Source organism: Bacillus sp. AC266 (genome assembly GCF_979253805.1).
The window spans coordinates 130,186-152,134 of the sequence record NZ_CEEDEC010000001.1 but is presented as its reverse complement, the minus strand read 5'-3'; the positions used below and the strand labels follow the sequence as shown (position 1 = coordinate 152,134).

The window sequence follows — 21,949 nt, the reverse complement described above, 5'->3', positions numbered from 1 at the left end:
GCTTTCTTCGTATAGTCTAATCCTTCTCTATTGTATTATAGGAAAGCTTACTTTGTCGTTTCGATTTTTCTTTTTATCTTACAAACATGCAAAAAGTTCTTTTACTTGTTCAAAATTTGTACATGGATTCCCGCTAAATGAGTTCGAGAGAGTAAGCCATCCATCCTTCTAAAACCTTCTCACATATCGCTCAGTAGAGCTCAGCTGCTGACATCCGTTCTTTTCAAAGACATCCTTCATCCACTCGTTTTGTACATTTGTCTCGCCAATATAATAAGATGCGCCTATTTCTTTTAAGACAAACATTGCCCCTGTAAAGAATGCTGCTTCATACCCTTTATTTCGCATATTTGGAGCGACTGCGAAATACATAAGTTTTCCTTCTTCTAACGTACCTCTTTCAATATGCGGGATTACAATTCCTATTGGCTCTTCATCGATACTTGCTGTTAAACAATGTTCTTTCCATTGCCCACCTATTTCTTGTAGCATCGTATTTACAAATTGATCATAATCGATTTGTTCTCCCGTCACTTCATTCCACAGTGAATAAAAAGCGGCTTCGCCTATCTCTTCAATAAGCTTAAAATCAATTTCACTTTCTATATCTTCTACTTCATATATATCCTTAAATACAATCATGTTTTCAGTAATATATTCAAATGAATACGTTTCGAAACATTTCTTATACACATCATAATTTGGGCTTTTTGAAGAAATCTCAAATTGCAATTCTTCTATTCCATCTTTTTCAGCTTCAGCAACGCAATATTGCATTATCTCTTCTAATTGCTCTTCTGTAAAAACCTCTGCATCATTTTCTTTTATCATTATAGAAGAAGCATTTTTTCTTATTTTAAAATGTTTTTCTAACTGTTCTATAGTCATCATATACTTCCCTCATCTATGTCATACTCGAATTTCTACTTGTTCTCCTTGCATGAGCAGGATTGTCCTTGAATATATAGAATACTAGAAAACATTGCATCTTTAAAGTGCGGAGGAGGTTCTCCATTGGATATTACAGCATTGCAACAACAGTTAGAGCTTATACAACAAAATGACTATACGCAACTGCAACATATAGATATTAATGAGTTAACGCTCAATATGCTTCAGTATATCGGAACAACTGATAGTTACGTTCGTTACCAACTTATATATAAATGTTTTGCACATTTCATTCATCATGAATTCCTTATGGACGATCAACTGAAATTACTTCTACAAACTTGTTTAAGTGATGAGTATTTATATTGTGACATTCACTCCCCACTTACAGATGGGGTTTTCACACGTTCTTATACTGTTTCATTACTTGCATTAATACTCCAATTCGCTAACTCGCACTACTTTTTTACAGAGGAGGATATCGAAGAAATAAAAAACAAACTCATTACATACACAAACTTAGAAATGGATTTTCGAGGCTATATTGAAAATAAAGGATGGGCTCATTGTCTTGCCCACGTATCTGATGCCTTTTCTGAAATTGTTCACAATTCCTATACGACCTTTGAATGGTACGAGGAATTAATTCATTGTTTATTAAATAAAATTTTCATCCCATCGGATCTTTTTCATAATAATGAAGATGAACGAATTGTTACACCGTTACTATCTATGCTATATCATGACTTCCCGCAAGATGAGTTAATTTCAATTATTTATAAAAAAATAAAAAGGCTTCCTCAAATTAGAAAACGCCTTTCCCTTAATGAGTATTGTATTTTATGCGCAAACATTAAAATCTTTTTACGCACATTATTTTTTAGAACAAAAGATGATCATAACTTAGCATTTACAGCACGTAAAACAGAAAAAATGTTAAAAGAACTGCCTAATTATTATTAAATATAAGGAGAAGACCTATGGGCTATATTGAAGACATGAGAAATCTAGTAGGAAATCATCCACTCATTTTAATCGGATCACACGCCATTATATTAAATGAGAAAAATGAAATATTACTGCAGCTCCGTACAGATTTTAATCGCTGGGGCATTATTGGTGGCGCCTTAGAATATAACGAAACGTTAGAAGACGCTTTACAACGAGAAGTATATGAAGAAACTGGACTTATCATTAAAAATCCAGAACTATTCCGTACATACTCAGGACCTGATTTCTTTCAAATCTATCCAAACGGTGATCAAGTACATGGTGTACTCGTTGTTTATATTTGCCGAGAATTCCACGGTGAGCTTGTATGCGATCAAACGGAATCGAAAGAACTGCGCTTCTTTTCACTTGATGAATTACCTAGTAATCTCCCTCCTGTTATTGATAGGATTATTACAGATTACCAGCAAAAACAAGGGAACGCTTAACGTTCCCTCTCAAATCCAATCCGTTTTTTTATTTCTGCTAAATTTACCTTTGCGATAGCTCGTGCCCTCTCAGCACCTCTCTCTAACGCTTCATATAATAAATGCGGCTCATTCATATACATCTCATATTTCTCACGAGGTCCGGCTAATTCACGTTCTACAACGCGAAACAACTCTTTTTTCACATCGCCCCATCCAATGCCAGTTTCATACTTTTCACGCATTGACTGCATTTCATCTTCTGCCGCAAATTCTTTATATATCGTAAATAACGTTTCTAGCTCTTTCAGTTCATTTGGAAGTGAAGAATCGGTTTTGATTTTAAATATTAACTTTCGTAGCTTTTCTTGCTCTGCAAATAACGGGATCACATTTCCGTAACTTTTACTCATTTTTCTTCCATCAAGACCAGGTAATATTGCACCTTCTTCTTGTATGACATACTCCGGAAGTGTAAATGCCGTGCCGAATGTATGATTAAAATACGTCGCAATATCACGCGCAATTTCAATATGCTGAATTTGATCTTTTCCAACTGGTACATGAGTAGCTTGAAATAGTAATATGTCAGCTGCCATTAAAATCGGATACGTATATAATCCCATATTCACACCTGCATCAATTTCTAATCCCGCTTCTTTATTTTGCTCTACCTTCGCTTTATACGCATGGGCACGGTTCATAAGCCCTTTCGGAGTTAGACAAGCTAATATCCAAGCTAATTCTAGAATTTCCGGCACTTCCGTTTGTCGGTAAAAAATAACATCTTCGCTAAGTCCGAGTGATAACCAAGTAGCTGCTACCTCTTTCGTATAACTACTGAACTTTGCTGGATCATGCACAGCATTTAACGCATGATAATCAGCTATAAAGTACAATGCTTTTCCCTCATTATTTTTTGACATTTGCAATGCAGGTTTAATTGCACCAATATAATTTCCTAAATGCGGATAACCTGTCGGCTTAATTCCTGTTAACATTATTTTCCCACTCATACTAACTCCTCCTTTCTCAAAATAAAAAACAAAAAGAGCCTCTCATCCTTAAAAAAGGACGAGAGACTCCCGCGGTACCACCTTTATTAGCTATCATTAGCTCACTTCATACTTCGATAACGTGAAGTAACCGTCTTTACCTACTCATTTCAGTTAGAAGCTCCAGAGCCCATTCCATATTCATCCCTTACTGATTCCCACCACATATCAGCTCTCTGAAAAGTTTTGAACATGTACTCTTCTCTTTCATTGCTTTTTCGTTTTTTACAGTTTATCACATTCCCTTTCCAATTAAACCCTGATTTTCTGTTTTATATAGCAGGAATTTCCACCTTGATTGTCTAATAATATATAGGTTTGCAGAAATACTCGAAACAACTTTGGAGGGTTTTTCATGGTAAAATATATATCCATTTTAGGTTCAACAGGATCCATTGGCACATCTGCATTAGATGTCGTTTCCGCTCATCCTGAACATTTTAAAATCGTCGGTTTAACCGCGAATTATAATATCGATCTTCTCGAAAAACAAATCGAATCGTTTCAGCCTCGTATTGTAAGCGTAGCGACAAAAGAATTAGCGGATACATTACGTTCTCGTATTTCAACAAATACAAAAATTACATATGGAACTGATGGTTTACTTGAAGTATCTACCCATCCTGATACAAATCTTGTATTAAGTTCAGTTGTCGGTGTTTCAGGTTTACTCCCAACAATTGAAGCATTAAAGGCGAAGAAAGATATCGCTATTGCTAACAAAGAAACTTTAGTTGCAGCTGGACATATTGTCACCGAACTAGCGAAACAAAACGGATGCCGCCTAATTCCAGTTGATAGTGAACATTCAGCCATTTTCCAATGTTTAAATGGGGAAAATAATAAGGAAATCGAAAAATTAATTGTTACAGCTTCTGGCGGCGCTTTTCGTGATAAAACACGTGAAGAAATGAAAACATTACAAGCGAAGGATGCTTTAAAACACCCAAACTGGTTAATGGGCGCAAAACTAACGATAGATTCTGCCACGTTAATGAATAAAGGGTTTGAAGTGATGGAAGCTAAGTGGCTATTCGATATTCCTTATGAAAAAATTGATGTTATGATTCATAAAGAAAGTATCATTCACTCTTTAGTGGAATTTATTGATGGATCAGTCATGGCACAGCTCGGTGCTCCTGATATGAGAATGCCGATTCAATATGCGTTTCACTACCCTACTCGACTACCTTCATCCTATGAAAAATTAAATTTATTAGAAATTGGTAGTTTGCATTTTGAAAAACCAAATTTAGAGAAGTTCCCCTGTCTACAATATGCATTTGAATGTGGAAAAATTGGCGGTACAACTCCAGCCGTATTAAATGCAGCGAACGAAATTGCAAATGCACTATTTCTTAAAAATGAAATTGCATTTTTCGATATCGAAAAAACAATTTACAATACAGTTGAAGCTCATCATAACGTAAAAGATCCTTCACTCGATGATATATTAGAAGCTGATCAATGGGCACGCCAATACGCAAATCAATTGTTAATGAAAAAGAGCTAAAACAGGTTTCTCTGTTTTAGCTCTTTTTTCACGTATTCAACTTCACAAATCTATAACCGTGCGTAACTAAAACTTTTAATATCGCATACCCTGGAATTGCTAAAATAATCCCCATAATTCCAAATAAATTTCCCGCAGTTAAAATGATAAATATAATAGTAATCGGGTGAATATCTAACTTTTTCCCCATGACTTGCGGAGAAATAAATTTACCTTCTGCTAATTGTACAATCATCATAACGATAATTACTTTTAACACCATTGATGGCGAGTCGATAAATGCGATAATTAAAGCTGGTGTAATTGCAATGATTGGTCCTACGTACGGAACGATATTTACAATCATCGCTAAAATAGCAAGTAGTACCGCATATTTAATACCAATAATAAGATAACCGATTAATAGCATAATACCGATAAATAAACTAACAATAATTTGCCCTCTAATATACGAACTAATCGCATAATGCATATCATCTAGTATTCTCTTCGCAGCTGGTTGTCTTTGCTCAGATATAAACTTTAAAAAATGATTCGGTAATTGCTCACCATCTTTTAAAAGATAGAACAAAATAAATGGAACCATTACAAATGTTAAAACAACTTCAGTAATTGTACTTAAAAATCCAGTTACATTTCCTGTTACTGATGATAATGATTTTGTAAAGTTCATTGTAGAATCTTTTACGATATTAGCAAAATCAATATTTAAACTTTCCTGCATTCTACCAATTACATTACTTTCTCCAAATTTACGTGCTGCCCTTTCGATTTCATGCCCGAAATATGGCAAGTTATCTATTAAAGCATTTACTTGATCTTTAATAATTGGAATAACCGTGACCGCAAGAAAAACAAATAATCCAAGAACAATTATATATATCGAGGCAATTGACACAATTCTCGACACACCTTTTCTTTCTAAAAGAGAAACGAATGGATGCAATATATAAAATAGTACTCCCGCTAATAATACTGGGAAAAAGATTGTTTTTAAAAATACGACGAACGGTGTAAAGACGAATGATATTTTTGTAAGTAATAATATATTTACAAACAGCAACGCGAATCCAAGTAGTACAGCTAAATAATTTTGTTCTTTAAAAAACTTTTTCAACTTATCTCTTTTTCTTATATTTACTTTCTCCAAGTGTACCACCTCTCTAATTAGGAAAAGCCCTAAAAGGGCTTTATAAAACAATCAGTAATAGCCTTTATTTTCTTGCAGCTTTTACTACAAATGATACAATAAGAATTAACACAATTGCACCTAATAATGCTGGTACGACATGAATCCCACCAAACGATGGCCCAAAAGATCCAAATAATCTACTACCTAGCCAAGCTCCTAGTAAACCAGCAATTATATTTCCAAACATACCAGCTGGAAAATTTTTACCCGTTATAGAACTAGCAATTATACCTATAATAGCACCAACTATTAATGTAATAATCCATCCCATTTTTAGTCCCTCATTTCTATTATAGTTTGTATTATCAAATACAAGAGTAGCTAAACTCTTATATAAGATTACGTATTTATCTACGCTAACCATATCCTACTATAGAAATATACCTACGAACATTTTATGTATGGAGATACATATATTATATGCAAAAAAGAAAAAAATTGTCAAACTTACCCACAAATCAATTATATTAATATATCATATTTAAAGGAGGCGTTATTATCTATGATTCATAAATTACTTCCCACTTCTTATGAAGTAGCATCATCCATTTTAAATGTTCAAATTCCAGCTTATAAAATTGAAGCAGACTTTTTAAACAGTACTGCAATACCTCGTTTATATGATACTGTAAACGATATTCAAAATTGTGATGAAACATTCTATGGATATTTCTCTGAAAATAAACTCGTCGGCTTTATTTCTTTTATACAAGAAGAAGAACTAATCGATATCCACAGATTAGTTGTATCGCCCGATTTTTTTCAAAAAGGAATCGCAACGAAACTGCTACTTTATATATTTAACATGTTCTCGTCTTCAATGACATACATTGTACAAACAGGTAAAGCCAATACTCCAGCTCTCGCATTATATAAAAAACACAGCTTCATTGAAGTAACAGATATAACACTACCTGATGGCATGATTCTTACGCAACTTAAAAGACAGAAAACACAAAATAGTTTGACTTGATTATTTATTTATGTTATTTTTTACTTTATACAACCTTTTGCTGAGTCCAAATTTTGGAGCGGGGGAACCATTTTTGTAGCTATGCTACTTGGGGCGAATCTTTTTCAAGTAGGGAAACTCTCACTTCCCGAGTCCGACAGCTAACCTCGTAAGCGTAATGGGAGAGGAAGGTGCTTTTTGCCTATGTTACACACTTTGCCTCCTTAGTTATAAATATGGAATCGATATCAATCAGAAAACTATATTTATAGAAAAGGAGACTGGTACAATGTTACGTTTATCAGATCACGCAATAAAAATGATGGAGCAAAGACTTCGACTCGAACAACACCGCACATATCAAGCAAATAAAGTTGTAGATAACTTACATCACAAATACTTCTTTCAGCATATTTTTCAACCGAAAAGATAAAGAAAATGTTTATTTAATATTAAAAAACACAAGGTGTGTCTGTAAAGACATTCCTTGTGTTTTTTATATTCCCTATACTTTTTATAATATCCTCACCACATTTAAACTTGCCGTAATCGCACCTGCTATAGTGGTCACATGTCCTACACCTAACGGGCCATTTTGTAATACTAATGTTGAATTTGCACTCGCTACATTCACAAGAAGCGTATTTGAAATGGCTGGCTCGATTACTACAGTTGATGTCGTTACGTTTTGTATAAAACTCCCTGTTAATTGACTTCCATTTAATAGTAATCTGACAGATACTGTCTCATTCCCAGCACTTGCATCACCTTGAAAATAATAACTTACTAAATATATTCCTGGCGTAGATACGGTAACGGTTGTGGAACTAGTTAAAGATACACCTGTTCCATATACGGTAGACCCACTATTAATTGGAATATTGGCATTTGCTGCAATTGTACTTGTTGAGGTAGAAAAGAAATAGCCGCCACCTGTTGATATTGCAGACGATCCAGTTGGACCGGTTGATCCAGTTGAACCTGTAGCACCAGTTGGACCCGTTACTCCGGTTGAACCGGTTGCACCGGTTACTCCTCTTATTCCTTGTATCCCTGTCGGTCCAGTCGCACCTGTTGAGCCAGTCGATCCAGTTGCTCCAGTCGATCCGGTCACTCCTTGTGGACCTTGCACTCCTTGAATTCCTTGAGAACCTGTTACTCCAGTTGCACCGGTTGCTCCGGTTGCTCCCGTGGCACCTTGTGGACCTTGTATTCCTTGCACGCCTTGTGGACCAGTTGCTCCCGTCGGTCCTGTTGCTCCTGCCTGCCCCGTTACCCCTTGTGGACCTTGTATTCCTTGCACTCCTTGTGGACCAGTTGCTCCCGTCGGTCCTGTTGCCCCTGTTAGACCGGTTGGACCTGTTGATCCGGTTATTCCTTGTATTCCTTGAGGTCCAGTTGGGCCTGTTGGACCAATCGGACCTTGAATTCCTTGAAGACCTTGAATGCCCTGTGGACCTGTTGGCCCCTGGATTCCTTGTATTCCCTGAATTCCTTGCGGGCCTGTTGCACCCGTTGGACCAGTTGGACCCTCTGGACCTTGCACTCCTTGTATTCCAGTCGCACCGGTTGGACCTATATCTCCTTGTGGACCTTGTATTCCTTGGATTCCTTGAGGACCAGTTGGACCTGTTATACCACTTATCCCTTGCACTCCTTGTAAGCCTTGAGGACCGGTTGGACCGAGTGGACCTTGGATTCCTTGCAGACCTTGTAAGCCTGTTGGTCCAGTTGCTCCCATTACTCCTTGCTCACCTTGTATTCCTTGTATTCCTTGCGGGCCTGTTGGACCAATTGGACCTTGTGCCCCTTGCACTCCTTGTTGACCTGCCTGGCCTGTTGCTCCTATCGGTCCTTGTACTCCTTGTAAACCCTGTAATCCAGTTGGACCGGTTACTCCCATTACTCCTTGCGGACCTTGAATGCCTTGGTCACCCGTTGGACCAGTTGCCCCCATTGGTCCCTGTACTCCTTGCAAACCTGTTAAACCAGTTACTCCGGTTGGGCCAATCACTCCTTGTACGCCTTGTATTCCAGTCGTCCCAGTTGCTCCTGTCACTCCGGTTGCCCCAGTTGCTCCCGTCGGACCAGTTGGACCTCCTGGAGATCCTGCTGGACCAGTTGGGCCGGTTGGGCCTCCTGGCGGACCGGTTGGACCGGTTGCTCCTGTTGGACCAGTTGCAGATCCAGTTGGGCCGATTCCCCCAGTTGAGCCTGTTGAGCCTGTTGGACCTGGATCCCCTTGCAAGCCCGTTACTCCTGTTGGTCCTATTACACCTTGCACTCCTTGTATCCCCTGAGAGCCTGTTGGACCAGTTAGACCCATCTCACCTTGTGGCCCTTGTAAACCTTGAACGCCAGTTGCTCCTGTTGATCCCATTGGCCCTTGTTCCCCTTGAATTCCTTGAGAGCCTGTTGGACCCGTTGGACCAATCGGACCCTGAATGCCTTGTATACCTGTTACACCTTGTAAACCACTACTCCCTAAATCCCCTTGCATACCTTGTATACCAGTATTTCCTGTTGGACCAGTCGGACCTAATTCGCCTTGCACTCCTTGTATACCTTGTATTCCTGTTGGACCCGCCTGCCCGACTTCCCCTTGTATACCTTGAATGCCTTGTATTCCTGTTAGACCTGTTTCTCCCATTGGACCAGGTATTCCTTGGATTCCTTGAATTCCGGTTGGACCGGCTGGCCCCCTTTCTCCTTGTATACCTTGAACACCTTGAATTCCCTGTGGACCTTGTTCCCCCATCAGTCCTTGACTCCCTTGAGAACCTCGTGGCCCAGTTAAACCTGTTGGGCCTATTGGACCGATTTCTCCCTGCACCCCTTGCACTCCTTGAATTCCGGCCGGACCGGTTGGACCAATTGGCCCTTGTACGCCTTGTATTCCTTGCGGGCCAGTCGGTCCACCTAAAGAACCTGTCGGACCGGTTGGACCAGTTGGTCCCGTAATACCTGACGCCGGAAAAGGAATAGGTGCTTGAAACTTACTACACTTATCTTGATCCTTCACAAGCATCTCCCCCCATTATGACTAACGTATCAAACTATTTTTAATACATTTAAACTAGCTGTTATCACACCAGATAATGTCGTTACATGCCCAATAGCTAATGGACCATTTTGCAAAGATAAAGTGGCATTTGAAGAAGCAACATTAATGACCATCGTATTAGAAATCGCTGGTTCTAATACAAAGGTACCTCCTGTAACATAATAAATAAAACTCCCTGCGACTTGCGTTCCATTTAAAGTAAGACTCACAGAAATCGTTTCATTCCCCCCATTTGGATCACCTTGAAAATAATAGCTTACTAAATATATTCCCGCCGTACTTAACGTTACAGTTGTTGCATTTGTTAAACTGACATCAGAACCAAAAGTTGTAGCTCCTGAATTAATTGGTATTAACGCATTCGCTGCAATTGCACTCGTTGAAGTAGAAAAGAAATAACCGCCCCCGCTAGGTAAACCAGTCGCCCCTGTTGCACCTACTATTCCTAAGAAACCTATAGACCCTATACTACCAGTGGCTCCGGTAGGTCCCACAGCTCCAATCGGCCCTTGACTACCTTGCGCTCCGGCTGGCCCTATACTACCACTAACCCCTGTCATTCCCCTTACTCCAGTTGGGCCTTGCAGACCTTGAATACCTTGAGCACCTTGTATTCCGGTTACTCCCGTTGCACCGGTAGGTCCTGTCATTCCTGTACTTCCTTGTATACCTATAATCCCTTGAACTCCTTGTATTCCTTGTGCCCCGGTCGCCCCTGTTGCTCCCGCCTGGCCTGTTTCTCCAGTTACACCCGTAATCCCAACATTTCCTTGTGGTCCTTCGGGTCCCTCAATACCTTGCGCACCTTGCACTCCTTGTGGACCTGTTATCCCGTTTTCTCCTAAATTCCCTTGGGGACCTCTAATTCCTTGTGCACCTGTTGGACCTGTTACTCCTTGTATTCCTTGCATACCTTGAGAGCCTTGCGCTCCTGTTGGGCCTACTATACCTTGTATTCCTTGAGACCCTTGCAAACCGATCGCTCCTGCCTGACCTGTTATTCCTTGAACTCCTTGTATACCTTGAGCACCTTGTGGGCCAGTCAATCCATTTTCCCCTTGTATTCCTTGCACTCCTTGAAGACCTTGTACTCCAGCTGCTCCTGTTTCCCCTCGTATTCCTTGTATACCTTGTATACCTTGTGCTCCAGCTGTTCCTGTTTCTCCTCGTATTCCTTGTGGACCTTGTACTCCAGCTACTCCTGTTGTACCAATGGAACCAGTTATGCCTTGTAATCCTTGCATACCTTGTGCTCCTGTTGGACCAGTTACTCCTTGTATACCTTGCATTCCTTTAGGACCTTCTGCACCAGTTGGACCGATTTCTCCCTGCGGACCTTGTATACCTATGGGACCTTCTACACCGGTTGCTCCTGTTATTCCTTGGTTACCTTGAGAACCTTGTGCACCTTGTACACCAGCTACACCAATTACTCCTTGAGAACCTTGTGCACCCCTTACACCTTGAGGGCCAGTGGGACCAGTTATACCTTGTAACCCTTGTATTCCTACTGCACCTGGTCCCCCTGTTACACCCCGTGCACCAGTTTCACCCGTTGGACCTGTTGGTCCCCCAGGTGGACCGGGTGGGCCAGATGGACCAGTCACTCCACTAGATGGACCAATTGGACCAGTAGTGCCCATCGGACCACCCGGTGGTCCTTCTAGGCCTTGTGGACCAATACTCCCTGTTGCTCCTGTTATCCCTCGTACTCCTTTTACCCCTTGAAAACCTATTGATCCGCTTATTCCCTGTATTCCTTGAGAACCTTGTGGACCTTGTGGGCCTATCACACCTGTTATCCCCTTTATTCCACTTATGCCTTGTGATCCTTGTATTCCAGTAGAACCAATTGGACCAATGACACCTTGTATCCCTTGATCACCTTGCGGTCCTTGTCCTCCAGTAATTCCTTGTATTCCTTGCGGGCCTTCTTCTCCCTGTATACCCGTAGCTCCTTCCTCTCCCTGTATTCCTTTCGCTCCTTGGGAACCTTGTGGACCCGTTACACCAGAGATGCCAGTTTCACCCATCTTACCTTGCATTCCTTGTGCTCCCGTTTGTCCCCGCTCCCCTATTTCTCCTTGTATTCCTTGCGGGCCTTGTAAGCCTTGACTACCAGTAGGGCCTTGCACTCCTTGTATCCCTTCTAGTCCTTGTACTCCAATATCACCAATTGGACCTTGGTTTCCAATTAATCCTTGAGAACCTTGTAAACCAATTGGACCAGTAACCCCTTGCGCTCCAGTATCACCAACGGCACCTTGTATTCCTTGTACTCCTGTTGTCCCTCGCGGACCTTGTATTCCTTGTATCCCTTGAGGACCTTGTGGACCCGTTGTCCCTGTAGGACCGGTGATGCCTGGAGGACCAACTGGACCTTCATGGCCTCCAGTTGGTCCAGTCGGACCACTGTTACCAGCTGGTCCAATTGCTCCCACAAGCGGAAGAGGCAGTGCCACTCCAAATTTTTTGCAATTTCTATGATGACGCACAACAATCCCCCTTCCCCAAAATAATTACACTTTTTATATGAAATGCATTTTTATATTAAAAGTACATAGTTAACCTCATTTTTTTAAAAATAAAGAAGCCTATCATTTCATTTGTTCAAAATGATAGGCTTCTTTATTTTTAGCAAGTTATTTCCTCGCCTTAATAATAAAAGTAGTTGGCACCATTCTAGCTTTATATAAAGAATAATATTTCGTAGAAGGTGTAGCTACTTCTTCATCAAATACACGAGACGGTTCAGGCTCTTCTATTCTCTCAATTGTAAATCCCACTCTATTTAACTCATTTATGTATGTACTTATTTTTCTCTTATATAATGTCGCTTGTACATTTTCTCCTTTAAATGTTTCAAACGTAATAGGAGTTTCCTCATGATAAGAAGACTTTAAAGCAATTTCTTCTGTACCATACTGTAAATTCGAATATACTGGGTGCTCCCAGCTAAAAATAAAACTTCCTCCTGGCTTTACATATGAATAAATCAGTTCCAACGTTTTTCCTAAATCTGAAGTCCATCCTAATGCATAGATGGAATATACAATATCAAAATACCCTTTCGGAATATCTCCTTCTTCTTCCATTGCTCCGCATATTAACTTTGGATTCCAACTCTTTAACGTTTCATTCGCTGTTTTAATTTGTTCACTTGAAAGATCAAGACCCCATACTTCCTCTGCCCCATGTTCTGCCATATATTGCAACGAATGCCCACTTCCACATCCAATATCAAGAACCTTTTTATTTCTGATTGAATCAAACAAATGAATCTCATCTTCAGACGCTGTATAAGGACCATATTTCGGTAAACAATCTACTTGAAAGAAATATGGTGCAACTGTATCCCAACACTTTTGATTTAAAGCTAACATTTGTGTACCTTGCATATTCTACATTCCCCCATCCAATTTTCTTCCCCTAATATAAATTACACATTATAACCTGATCTCCCTTTTCTCTTCGCCCGGTAATTTTTCACTTTCGCAATCGTTCTGCACGCTCTTCCTCCTTCCCCACAAATTTCAACAAACTAACTGCACCTATAGCCCAATTAGTTGAAGTGCATTACTTTACAATCATTATTCGGAATCAAAAAGCGATCTGCAATAAAAAATTCGACCATCATATTTGACAGTCGAATCTTTTTATTTTTCATATTCAAGATGATTATGTCTTTTACAACCAAATAAATAGCAAGCCCCTATATAATCAGTTTCAAATTCTAACCCTGGAACATATCCAGATTCGATACGTTCTATCATTTTTTTATAACAATTGTTCTCTTCTATATATTCCTCAATTAACTCTTTCTTATCGTTTTCTGTCCAATTTTCTTCTACTTCTTCATTCTGAACATCTTCTATTTCCGCTGTCTTCACTTCGATAGATTCCCGTATAACTTCATTTATACGGGAGAAATTATTAGCTTTATATAGAGCATAAACAAATCTACCAATCCAATTGGGACTTTTCCAGTATTCTTTGTATCCCTTTTCGAACCATTCAATTGCTTCTTTATAGCAATTCAACTCAACATATAAACCTGCTACATTAATTTCTCCTACAAAATCATCAGATTTCCTGTTAAAAGCATCCAACTTCTCTTTCGCTTCTGTTTTTCGCCCTAAATCAATTAAACACTTTACATAGTTATACATTATAATGTCTGAATCTCCTGCAACTCGCAAGAAAAATTCCGAAGCTTTTTCCAACTCTCCAAGATTATAATGAGCTACAGCTACATTGTGATATGCTTCATCGGATGGTTGAATCGAAATAGATTTTTGTAATGCATCTTTCGCTTCTTCCCACTTTTCTTGTTTCATGTAAATTTCCCCTAAGATGTTATAAGGAAAGTATGAGGAAGAATTCAACTTAACAGCTTCTTTTATTAATTCAAGAGCTTTACCATCATTCTCTTCCTCATAAAAGTACATCCAAGCAAGATTATTGAGAGATTGTACACCTCTAGATTCATGTACTGCTTGTTGAAACAGTTCCATTGATTCCACATATTCATTTTGTTCAAACATTTCAATTGCCTTCTCGTTAATGTTCAAGTAACTACCTCCGAAGTGAATGAATTCATCTATTCCCTATCATTATTTTAATATGCAAAAATTGTAATTTCCATAATAATAAGTTCGCTTCGTATTAAGTTCTTTCTCCTGTCTACATTTCATCATATATTCGGATATCCAATTCGTAATGATTTTATCAACACCGCTTTGTAAAGAAAATAAATACCTACTGTAAAATACTGATTCTCAACAATAAGTAAACTTTTCAACCTCCCTTAAATTGGATATATAACCTATTTTAATTTACATATTATGGTACAATAAAAAAGTGCTAGCTAAATATTTACGTTCCACACTAGCAGTCTAGCAATACCAAAATCAAAAATCACTTGAAATTGGGGGATGTTATGAAAAAGAAATTAATTGTTCTTCTATTCATCGGAATCATTTTATCCGGATGTTCAACTATAGTAGAAAATTCTTTAGAAACCGGAAGCGGCAGTATTGAATTATTAACACCAACGATTACAACAAAAGATAATGAATTAGAAATTAAGACTGAAGGTATTGATGAAAATAAAGTAACTTTTATTTATGTTGCCAATAAAAAAGTATTGGAACAAAAAATAAATAATGGTGAATCCTACAAACTTAACATTAAAGATATCGAGCACGCTCATAGGACAGACTACAAGCCAAAAGTTCAACTTTTGCAAACGAAAGATGATAACGAAGATGGAGACATGGCAACCTTTAAACAAGTTAGATATACAGTTAAAAAAAAGTAGTTTTATAGTTATTTCATTTAAATATAACAACCGAAAATATACTTTTAACAGAGGGTAAATATAAGAGGTGCTAATATGAAAAGACGATGGATTTTTTGGTGGATTGGTAACATATTTTGGATTACCATTTTTGGGATATTGGCAGCTATCATTTGGCTAAGAGAGGTTGATGGTGCTGGTGTTACTCAAACACCAGAGCTTAAATTAGTGGCATTCATCGTTTTATTAATTGCATTTATATTACCACTAATTATTCAAGTTGTATGGTTAATTGTTAATCTGAGAAAAAGCAGAAAAAAATAACGCAAAAAAAAGAGAGGAATCTTTTTCAATATAGATTCCTCTCTTTTTTCTATGGGGATTATGCCGTGCTTTTAAAGCTGCACTACTCCCTTTTCTTTACAATGCATGTTCATCTTTCTTCTTCTTCAACAATGCTCTCTTTTTCATCGCCTTCGTTAAATATCCACCTTTAAACGAACGGATTTCATAAGAAGACATAAACGCTTTCGGTGCAATTTCATTAATAATTTCTAACAGTTCTTTTTCTCTAGAACGCTTTGCAACGATATCTAAGCGATAACGTATAGAATTTATTCCTTCACCTTCAAATACTGTAACGCCAAATCCAAAATGGCGTAATTCATTTACTAATTCATTACAACGGTCTAGTAAACTAACTTGATACGTAATATATCCAATTGCTAATTTATTTTCTATATAACCGCCTAATAATAGTCCCGCACTAAAGCCGATGACATAGGCAACAATGTTCATCCAATTTGATAAATCTTGAAACACAATACCTAAACTGACAATATAAATTGCTCCTTCTAACAATCCTACACCTGCAGCGGATCTTGTTTGATTCTTTACAAGCAAAATCGTACGGATTGTTAAAGTTGGAACGTAAATAATTTGAAGCACAAAAATAAGTAAAGCTTGTAACATTGGTATCCACCTCTTTCGCAAATTCTTTTGTCATGATAACATACATAAGCTTTAGAAATCGATGGGTTTTTTAATTTTTTTTAATTTTTTTTCATACTATTGAAATGCCCCAAAAATAAGCGTATTATGTTTCGCGTAAATTCGATAAGTACCAGTAAATCATTCGTATTATATCATTTATTTTTAAACGCAAAAAAGGAACCTGATTAGGTCCCTTTCATCAGAGCTCTATGTTTTTCGAAGCATTTTCCTTTTGCTTCTCTTCTTCTTTTACTAGCTGCATATTTGCATAGGCTAAATTCGCAATCATTAAAAAGTGTCCACCCAATATTCCAGTACCAAATGCCCACATTTCCATTTCATGCTCAATTTCAAACATAATGATAGCCCCTAATATTGCGGCCGCAAATCGGTTTAGAACTCCTAATCCAGGAGCCTTTTCTTTCATCACGATACTTCTTCCTAATTTCTCCACTCTGCGAGCTAATAGCCAAAGACAATATGCGCTAACTGCTAAACCGATACCGAACCCTGTCACTTGTTTCCCAAACGGAGTAACCGCCCACATTAGTAGTAAACCACTAAAGATCGTATACAATTGTAATCGATATACACGTAAGGCTACTTGAATCAAAATATCCGCTCCTAATTTCACATTTTATTATGTGTCAGAAGAAAAGCAGCAACTTACACAGTTGCTGCTTTCTCTTGTTCTTGTTCATGATCCATTTTTTGAATTTCAACACGTTTAATTTGATAAGCATCTTTTTCTAATACTTTAAATTCATAGCCTTCTGCTTCAACGTATTGTCCTTCTTCGATTTCATGATTTTGCATCATAATCCATCCACCGATCGTATCCACATCGTCTTCTTCAATGTGTAATCCAAACAAATCTTTTACTTCTGAGATAAGCACTTTTCCATCAACAATTTTATGATACTCGTTCACATGTTGAATTGGTGGTGCTTCATCTTCATCATATTCATCACGAATTTCGCCGACGATTTCCTCCAATATATCTTCAAGCGTTACAATTCCAGCTGTTCCTCCGTACTCATCATATAAAACAGCCATTGGAATTCGCTTCTTCTGCATTTGCAGTAATAAATCATGAATTGGAGTCGTTTCCATAACTTCAATAATCGGACGCATATACGTGCGAATCGATGATAAATCTTCTTGATCGTTGTTCATATATCGAATAAAGAAATCTTTTACGTTGACCATACCGATAATATCATCTTTATCTTCTCCAAAAATCGGATAACGTGTGTATCGTTCATTTTGGATTACTTTCATGTGTTCTTCTACTGAATCTTCAAGATAGAAACCAACGATTTCTGTACGCGGTACCATTATCTCTTTCGCGATGCGATTATCAAATTCAAAAATATTATTTACATACTTGTATTCAGCTTGATTAATTTCGCCACTTTCATAGCTATCTGAAAGAATAAGACGTAATTCTTCTTCTGTATGAGCTACTTCATGTTCAGAAGCTGGTTTCAAACCGAATAAACCAGTTATAACACGAGCTGAACCGTTCAATACCCAAATAAATGGATACATGATTTTATAGAACATCATTAACGGAGTTGCCAATAACAACGTTACTTTTTCAGCCTTTTGAATTGCCAGCGTTTTCGGAGCTAATTCCCCTACTACAACGTGTAAATATGTCATTAGCATAAAAGCAAGACCAAAAGTTAATACTGATGAGATAGAAGGATTTACGTTCCATTTCTCAAATAACGGGTGTAATAACTTTTCGATTGTCGGTTCACCTAACCAACCTAATCCCATCGCTGTAACTGTAATACCTAATTGACAAGCAGATAAATATTCATCTAAATTTGTTGTTACCTTTTTCGCTGCTAACGCACCGCGTTTCCCTTCCGCAACAAGCTGATCAATGCGACTTGAACGTATCTTAACAATCGCAAACTCTGCTGCTACGAAAAATCCAGTAAATGCGATTAAAATCGCAACCATGACTAAATTAAATATTTCCAATGAATCCCCTTAGTTAAAAAACTAAGGTGTCCACCTCCTGTATACTATAATGTTTTCTTATTTGTTCGTTAGAAAACATAGCCCGATACAAAAATTAAAGAGGTCGGATTTCACTTATTCTATAATAATAGAGCAAGTGTCTGTATTAAAGCTGTCGTTTGACCAGATAAAGATTTCGATATTTTTTCACGTTGTGAATCAGTCAATTCATCTAAAAGAGGCTTTAACTCCGTTAGCTCTGCTTCTAATCTATGAATATGGTCTGTCACTTCATTCACTTGTTTCGAAACGTGTTCATTGATACCGAGCAGCTTCTTCTCCTCGATCTTCTCTTTAATCTCACAAAGCGGCATATGCATTTCTTTGCACTTCTCAATAAATTGTAATGTCTCAAATGCTGTTTCGTCGTAATAGCGATAATTAGATTGAGATCGCTCCGCTTTTAAGATTCCTAGATTCGTATAATAATCAATCGTTCGTTTCGACACGTGAGCCATGAGAGCCAACTGTCCGATTCGATACACCTTCCCAACGATCTTCCCCCCTTGTTTATATTACTATTATCATACAATACATAAACTGTACAGTCAAACGTGACGGTTTGTTATTCACATTTTATGCACAATTCCATAACACTCTTTAATAATCAGAAAATTAAGTTATAATGTCATTAAAAGAAGAAGGGAGGCTACGTTCATGTACTACAACACTTCATTCGAAAACGATCAACCTGTAGGCCGTCTATAATCTAAGACGGGCATCCATATAACAAGTGCACCATGCCTCGTCTTAGGGAATAAATCATAACCCTAAAAATAGACGGAGGTCATTCAAATGAAACAAACCATTTTAGGAGCTATATGTTTATCACTAGCAGCAAGTATTTGGGGCGGTATGTACGTCGTTAGTAAATACGTACTCGACTTTATTCCGCCACTTACACTCGTTTGGCTACGCTTTATTATCGCTTTTGTTGTTTTATATGCGATTTTGAAAAGAACTGAAAAAAAGCAAAAGAAAAAAGTACCCATCCACAAAAAAGATTGGCTATTATTTGCTTGGATTGGATTCATCGGGTATTTCATTTCAATCACATGTCAATTTATCGGAACGAAATTATCCGATGCTCATACAGGCTCCTTAGTGACATCAGCTACACCTGCATTTATGGTTATATTTGCAGCGTTCATTTTAAAAGAGAAACTAACTACTCGTAGACTTTTATCAACTATAATAGCGACAATCGGTGTCATTATCGTTATCGGATGGGATATTGAAATCGGCTCCTATTTTATCGGTACAATCATTCTAGTTGGGGCTGCTATTACGTGGGCTTTACTATCCATTTATGTAAAAATCGCTTCAGCTCGATTTTCATCTTTAATTATTACTACGTACGCAATATTTTTTCCACTCTTTTTCATTACACCTTTTATGGTATGGGAATTCCAAACAAATCCTATTGAACATATGAACATGTACGTAGTATTAGGCGTACTCTATTTAGGTATCATCTCAACCGCAGGTGCATTTTTTCTTTGGAATAAAGGGTTAGAATTAATGGATGCTAGCATCGGTTCATTATTTTTCTTCTTTCAGCCTATCGTTGGTTCGCTACTTGGCTGGCTCCTGTTAAATGAGACGTTAAACAGTAACTTTTTCATTGGTGGTATCCTTATTATATGCAGTGTTATAATTACTACTTTTGAAAAGCAAAAATAATATAAAAAAAAACAGGCAGAGACTTAGTCTCTGCCTGTTCGCATAATTGGGTCTTGATCATGGAATCCTATACAAATTGGTATACTGCTTTGTACTCCACTACATGCACTTATAAAACTACACACTGTTCTTGCAATTAAATATAAAGTAATACCTATAGCCTTTTCATCTGAATCAAAGCCATTTTCACCATAAATATCAGCTAACTCTCCTAAAGATGGTCCTTTTATTTCATCCGTCCAATCACTGGCCCAATCATCATCCTCTACTTCAAGAAACATGTAATCGTCACAAACATAGAACTGACTATCCCACTCATTATCAAGATCATACTCAAAATAAATTGCCTTCGCTTCTTCACTTTCAGCAATTTCTAACGCTTCTTTCAAACCTATCCTCATACTTTCCTTGTATGAATCTAATGGAATCAATTTAATGCGCTCCGCATCCTCACTTGACGCTAGTGTGCGACAAATATCATAATACTTCAATTCTATTTGAGATACTGATAACAAAAATACATCTTCCTGCATTTCCTCTAAATGCTGAAAAATATCCACACTATTACAACTCCCTACACTTTACGCACTCCAATGTGCTGGACGAGACAACACTTTCGGTAATTTCGTATGTTTGTCCCCTTTCGCCGCATTAATTTGAACTTGCGTAAGAAAAATACTATTCGTAAAATCTGCCCCTCTAATATCTGCATCACGCAAATCTGCTCCAATGAGATCAGCTCCGCGTAAGTCTGTACCATTAAGGTTAGCCGCAATTAAATACGCCCCTCTTAAATTGGCTCCTTGTAAATCTCTCTTTTTTAAATTCGCTCCCATAAGGTCTGCACCTCGGTGACTGATTCGTTTTTTACGTGCATCATTCATTTCTTTCCAAACTAATTCACTCGTCTCTAAAAGGAGAATGTTCACTTCTGCACGGTGTAATGGCACATTTACTTCCATTAACTCATCTGGACTTAAATTAGAAAGACGCTCTGTCTCTTCAATTGCTTCCTTCAGCTCTTTATGAATTGTCTGCGTCGCCTTTAATAGAATAGCCTCATTCAAATACCACAGCATTTCATGAAGCTGATGCATAACCGGAAAAGCATCATACATTTCTCTCGCATGCTCGGCATCTTTCCGCCAATCAATTCCTTTAAACGTAACTTGAGAAATCTTTTGTCCAGCACCGAAACATTCAAATACTGTACAACCTTTATACCCTTTTCCTCTAAGATCTCTATGTATACTACATTTATAATCTGATTGTAAATTTGTACAAGGTTTACCACCATCTTTATTCACCGCAAAATCTACTGATGCCGCAAACGGTAATGCCACACAACATAAACCAAAACATTTTTCACAATCTGCTTTTAAACTATTGTGATTTACATCCTCTTCTACATGAAAATAATCGTTATTATTAGTCAAAATATATACCCCCTGTTGTCTTTTGACTATTTCATAATATTCCAACTACAATAAATAATCAATTTTAAAATAAATAGACCTATTTCATTTCAAACAACAACATAATCCTTTTATTTCTTTTCATTTAAAAAGGACATCCACTACAATGTTAATTATAATTAAATTAAGAACTTTCGAATAACAAGGAGGATTACTATGGCATTAGAAATGAAAACAAACTGTCAAATTTGCGACCATTCCCTTCAGCCCGATTCTGAAGCATACATATGCGTGTATGAATGTACATTTTGTGCACCATGTACAGAGGAAAGGCAAAATGTTTGCCCGAATTGTGGCGGCGAGTTAGTACGTAGGCCGAAAAAGAAATAATAAAAAGGCAAAAACGAACAGGAATATGTTCATTTTTGCCTTTTTATTTA

General features: G+C 37.8%; 23 protein-coding genes, 1 pseudogene, 1 riboswitch and 1 other annotated feature. Of the genes and pseudogenes, 9 read left to right on the top strand and 15 right to left on the bottom strand.

Annotated features, from left to right (window positions below; translation table 11 throughout):
- Positions 1 to 168 precede the first annotated feature (168 nt).
- Complete coding sequence (locus AC0IXC_RS00795; protein WP_002033371.1) at positions 169 to 891, bottom strand: GNAT family N-acetyltransferase; 723 nt, start codon at positions 889 to 891, stop codon at positions 169 to 171.
- A gap of 123 nt (positions 892 to 1,014) precedes the next feature.
- On the opposite strand from AC0IXC_RS00795, the gene AC0IXC_RS00790 reads away from it, so the two are divergent.
- A complete protein-coding gene (locus AC0IXC_RS00790; RefSeq protein WP_002013997.1) occupies positions 1,015 to 1,854 on the top strand; it encodes a DUF2785 domain-containing protein in 840 nt (279 codons plus the stop codon).
- A gap of 17 nt (positions 1,855 to 1,871) precedes the next feature.
- Positions 1,872 to 2,330, top strand: a complete 459-nt coding sequence (locus AC0IXC_RS00785; RefSeq protein ID WP_471652453.1) for an NUDIX hydrolase — start codon at positions 1,872 to 1,874, stop codon at positions 2,328 to 2,330.
- Here AC0IXC_RS00785 and AC0IXC_RS00780 read toward each other — a convergent pair.
- Positions 2,327 to 3,325: a tryptophan--tRNA ligase gene (locus AC0IXC_RS00780; protein WP_471652452.1), complete on the bottom strand. Its 999-nt coding sequence runs from the start codon at positions 3,323 to 3,325 to the stop codon at positions 2,327 to 2,329. The genes AC0IXC_RS00785 and AC0IXC_RS00780 overlap by 4 nt on opposite strands.
- A gap of 51 nt (positions 3,326 to 3,376) precedes the next feature.
- Positions 3,377 to 3,584 (bottom strand) — a binding site (T-box leader).
- Positions 3,585 to 3,719: 135 nt separating this feature from the next.
- Here AC0IXC_RS00780 and AC0IXC_RS00775 point away from each other — a divergent pair.
- Positions 3,720 to 4,877, top strand: coding sequence for a 1-deoxy-D-xylulose-5-phosphate reductoisomerase (locus AC0IXC_RS00775; RefSeq protein WP_002084398.1), 1,158 nt, complete (start codon positions 3,720 to 3,722; stop codon positions 4,875 to 4,877).
- Between the two features lie 28 nt (positions 4,878 to 4,905).
- On the opposite strand, the gene AC0IXC_RS00770 is transcribed toward AC0IXC_RS00775, so the two are convergent.
- Complete coding sequence (locus tag AC0IXC_RS00770) at positions 4,906 to 6,027, bottom strand: AI-2E family transporter (RefSeq protein WP_002033358.1); 1,122 nt, start codon at positions 6,025 to 6,027, stop codon at positions 4,906 to 4,908.
- Positions 6,028 to 6,091: 64 nt separating this feature from the next.
- A complete protein-coding gene (locus AC0IXC_RS00765) occupies positions 6,092 to 6,340 on the bottom strand; it encodes a GlsB/YeaQ/YmgE family stress response membrane protein (protein WP_002033357.1) in 249 nt (82 codons plus the stop codon).
- A gap of 231 nt (positions 6,341 to 6,571) precedes the next feature.
- Between AC0IXC_RS00765 and AC0IXC_RS00760 the strand changes: the two genes are divergently transcribed.
- Together AC0IXC_RS00760 and AC0IXC_RS00755 are read left to right on the top strand one after the other, a co-directional pair.
- Positions 6,572 to 7,042 (top strand): GNAT family N-acetyltransferase, encoded by a 471-nt coding sequence (locus tag AC0IXC_RS00760; RefSeq protein ID WP_044443305.1) that lies wholly within the window; start codon positions 6,572 to 6,574, stop codon positions 7,040 to 7,042.
- Between the two features lie 28 nt (positions 7,043 to 7,070).
- A riboswitch (cyclic di-AMP (ydaO/yuaA leader) is annotated at positions 7,071 to 7,213 on the top strand.
- Positions 7,214 to 7,310: 97 nt separating this feature from the next.
- Positions 7,311 to 7,454 carry a hypothetical protein gene (locus tag AC0IXC_RS00755; protein WP_000945246.1) on the top strand — a complete coding sequence of 48 codons (144 nt, stop codon included), beginning with the start codon at positions 7,311 to 7,313 and terminating at the stop codon, positions 7,452 to 7,454.
- A gap of 81 nt (positions 7,455 to 7,535) precedes the next feature.
- On the opposite strand, the gene AC0IXC_RS00750 is transcribed toward AC0IXC_RS00755, so the two are convergent.
- The 5 genes and pseudogenes from AC0IXC_RS00750 to AC0IXC_RS00730 form a co-directional block, all read right to left on the bottom strand.
- On the bottom strand, positions 7,536 to 10,049 hold the full coding sequence (locus AC0IXC_RS00750) for a BC_3345 family exosporium-associated protein (RefSeq protein ID WP_471652451.1): 2,514 nt from the start codon (positions 10,047 to 10,049) through the stop codon (positions 7,536 to 7,538).
- 23 nt (positions 10,050 to 10,072) lie between these two features.
- Complete coding sequence (locus AC0IXC_RS00745; protein WP_471652450.1) at positions 10,073 to 12,580, bottom strand: collagen-like protein; 2,508 nt, start codon at positions 12,578 to 12,580, stop codon at positions 10,073 to 10,075.
- A gap of 147 nt (positions 12,581 to 12,727) precedes the next feature.
- On the bottom strand, positions 12,728 to 13,483 hold the full coding sequence (locus tag AC0IXC_RS00740; protein ID WP_215589978.1) for a class I SAM-dependent methyltransferase: 756 nt from the start codon (positions 13,481 to 13,483) through the stop codon (positions 12,728 to 12,730).
- 41 nt (positions 13,484 to 13,524) lie between these two features.
- Positions 13,525 to 13,608, bottom strand: a pseudogene (locus AC0IXC_RS00735) (CGNR zinc finger domain-containing protein); the annotation flags it as partial.
- 133 nt (positions 13,609 to 13,741) lie between these two features.
- Complete coding sequence (locus tag AC0IXC_RS00730; protein WP_215589979.1) at positions 13,742 to 14,656, bottom strand: tetratricopeptide repeat protein; 915 nt, start codon at positions 14,654 to 14,656, stop codon at positions 13,742 to 13,744.
- 368 nt (positions 14,657 to 15,024) lie between these two features.
- On the opposite strand from AC0IXC_RS00730, the gene AC0IXC_RS00725 reads away from it, so the two are divergent.
- Positions 15,025 to 15,405: a hypothetical protein gene (locus AC0IXC_RS00725; RefSeq protein WP_061689134.1), complete on the top strand. Its 381-nt coding sequence runs from the start codon at positions 15,025 to 15,027 to the stop codon at positions 15,403 to 15,405.
- A gap of 75 nt (positions 15,406 to 15,480) precedes the next feature.
- Complete coding sequence (locus AC0IXC_RS00720; RefSeq protein ID WP_061689133.1) at positions 15,481 to 15,708, top strand: DUF3923 family protein; 228 nt, start codon at positions 15,481 to 15,483, stop codon at positions 15,706 to 15,708.
- Positions 15,709 to 15,804: 96 nt separating this feature from the next.
- On the opposite strand, the gene AC0IXC_RS00715 is transcribed toward AC0IXC_RS00720, so the two are convergent.
- From AC0IXC_RS00715 to AC0IXC_RS00700, 4 genes are all read right to left on the bottom strand, one after another.
- Entirely contained in the window at positions 15,805 to 16,356 is a 552-nt protein-coding gene (locus AC0IXC_RS00715) for a DUF2179 domain-containing protein (RefSeq protein ID WP_002033341.1), read from the bottom strand.
- 220 nt (positions 16,357 to 16,576) lie between these two features.
- The gene (locus tag AC0IXC_RS00710) at positions 16,577 to 16,990 is read right to left on the bottom strand and encodes an ATP synthase subunit I (protein WP_002084378.1); all 414 of its coding nucleotides are present in this window, start codon (positions 16,988 to 16,990) and stop codon (positions 16,577 to 16,579) included.
- Between the two features lie 53 nt (positions 16,991 to 17,043).
- Positions 17,044 to 18,372: a hemolysin family protein gene (locus tag AC0IXC_RS00705; protein ID WP_044443291.1), complete on the bottom strand. Its 1,329-nt coding sequence runs from the start codon at positions 18,370 to 18,372 to the stop codon at positions 17,044 to 17,046.
- A gap of 119 nt (positions 18,373 to 18,491) precedes the next feature.
- Entirely contained in the window at positions 18,492 to 18,896 is a 405-nt protein-coding gene (locus tag AC0IXC_RS00700) for a MerR family transcriptional regulator (protein ID WP_012261301.1), read from the bottom strand.
- Between the two features lie 310 nt (positions 18,897 to 19,206).
- Here AC0IXC_RS00700 and AC0IXC_RS00695 point away from each other — a divergent pair, with 310 nt between their 5' ends.
- The gene (locus AC0IXC_RS00695) at positions 19,207 to 20,094 is read left to right on the top strand and encodes a DMT family transporter (protein WP_471652449.1); all 888 of its coding nucleotides are present in this window, start codon (positions 19,207 to 19,209) and stop codon (positions 20,092 to 20,094) included.
- 23 nt (positions 20,095 to 20,117) lie between these two features.
- Here the strand turns inward: AC0IXC_RS00695 and AC0IXC_RS00690 are convergent, their stop codons facing one another.
- Both AC0IXC_RS00690 and AC0IXC_RS00685 read right to left on the bottom strand, forming a co-directional pair.
- Positions 20,118 to 20,654: a hypothetical protein gene (locus AC0IXC_RS00690; protein ID WP_063217569.1), complete on the bottom strand. Its 537-nt coding sequence runs from the start codon at positions 20,652 to 20,654 to the stop codon at positions 20,118 to 20,120.
- Between the two features lie 21 nt (positions 20,655 to 20,675).
- Positions 20,676 to 21,530 (bottom strand): pentapeptide repeat-containing protein, encoded by an 855-nt coding sequence (locus AC0IXC_RS00685; protein WP_471652448.1) that lies wholly within the window; start codon positions 21,528 to 21,530, stop codon positions 20,676 to 20,678.
- Between the two features lie 195 nt (positions 21,531 to 21,725).
- On the opposite strand from AC0IXC_RS00685, the gene AC0IXC_RS00680 reads away from it, so the two are divergent.
- Complete coding sequence (locus AC0IXC_RS00680; protein ID WP_001162783.1) at positions 21,726 to 21,899, top strand: DUF1272 domain-containing protein; 174 nt, start codon at positions 21,726 to 21,728, stop codon at positions 21,897 to 21,899.
- Positions 21,900 to 21,949: the final 50 nt, after the last annotated feature.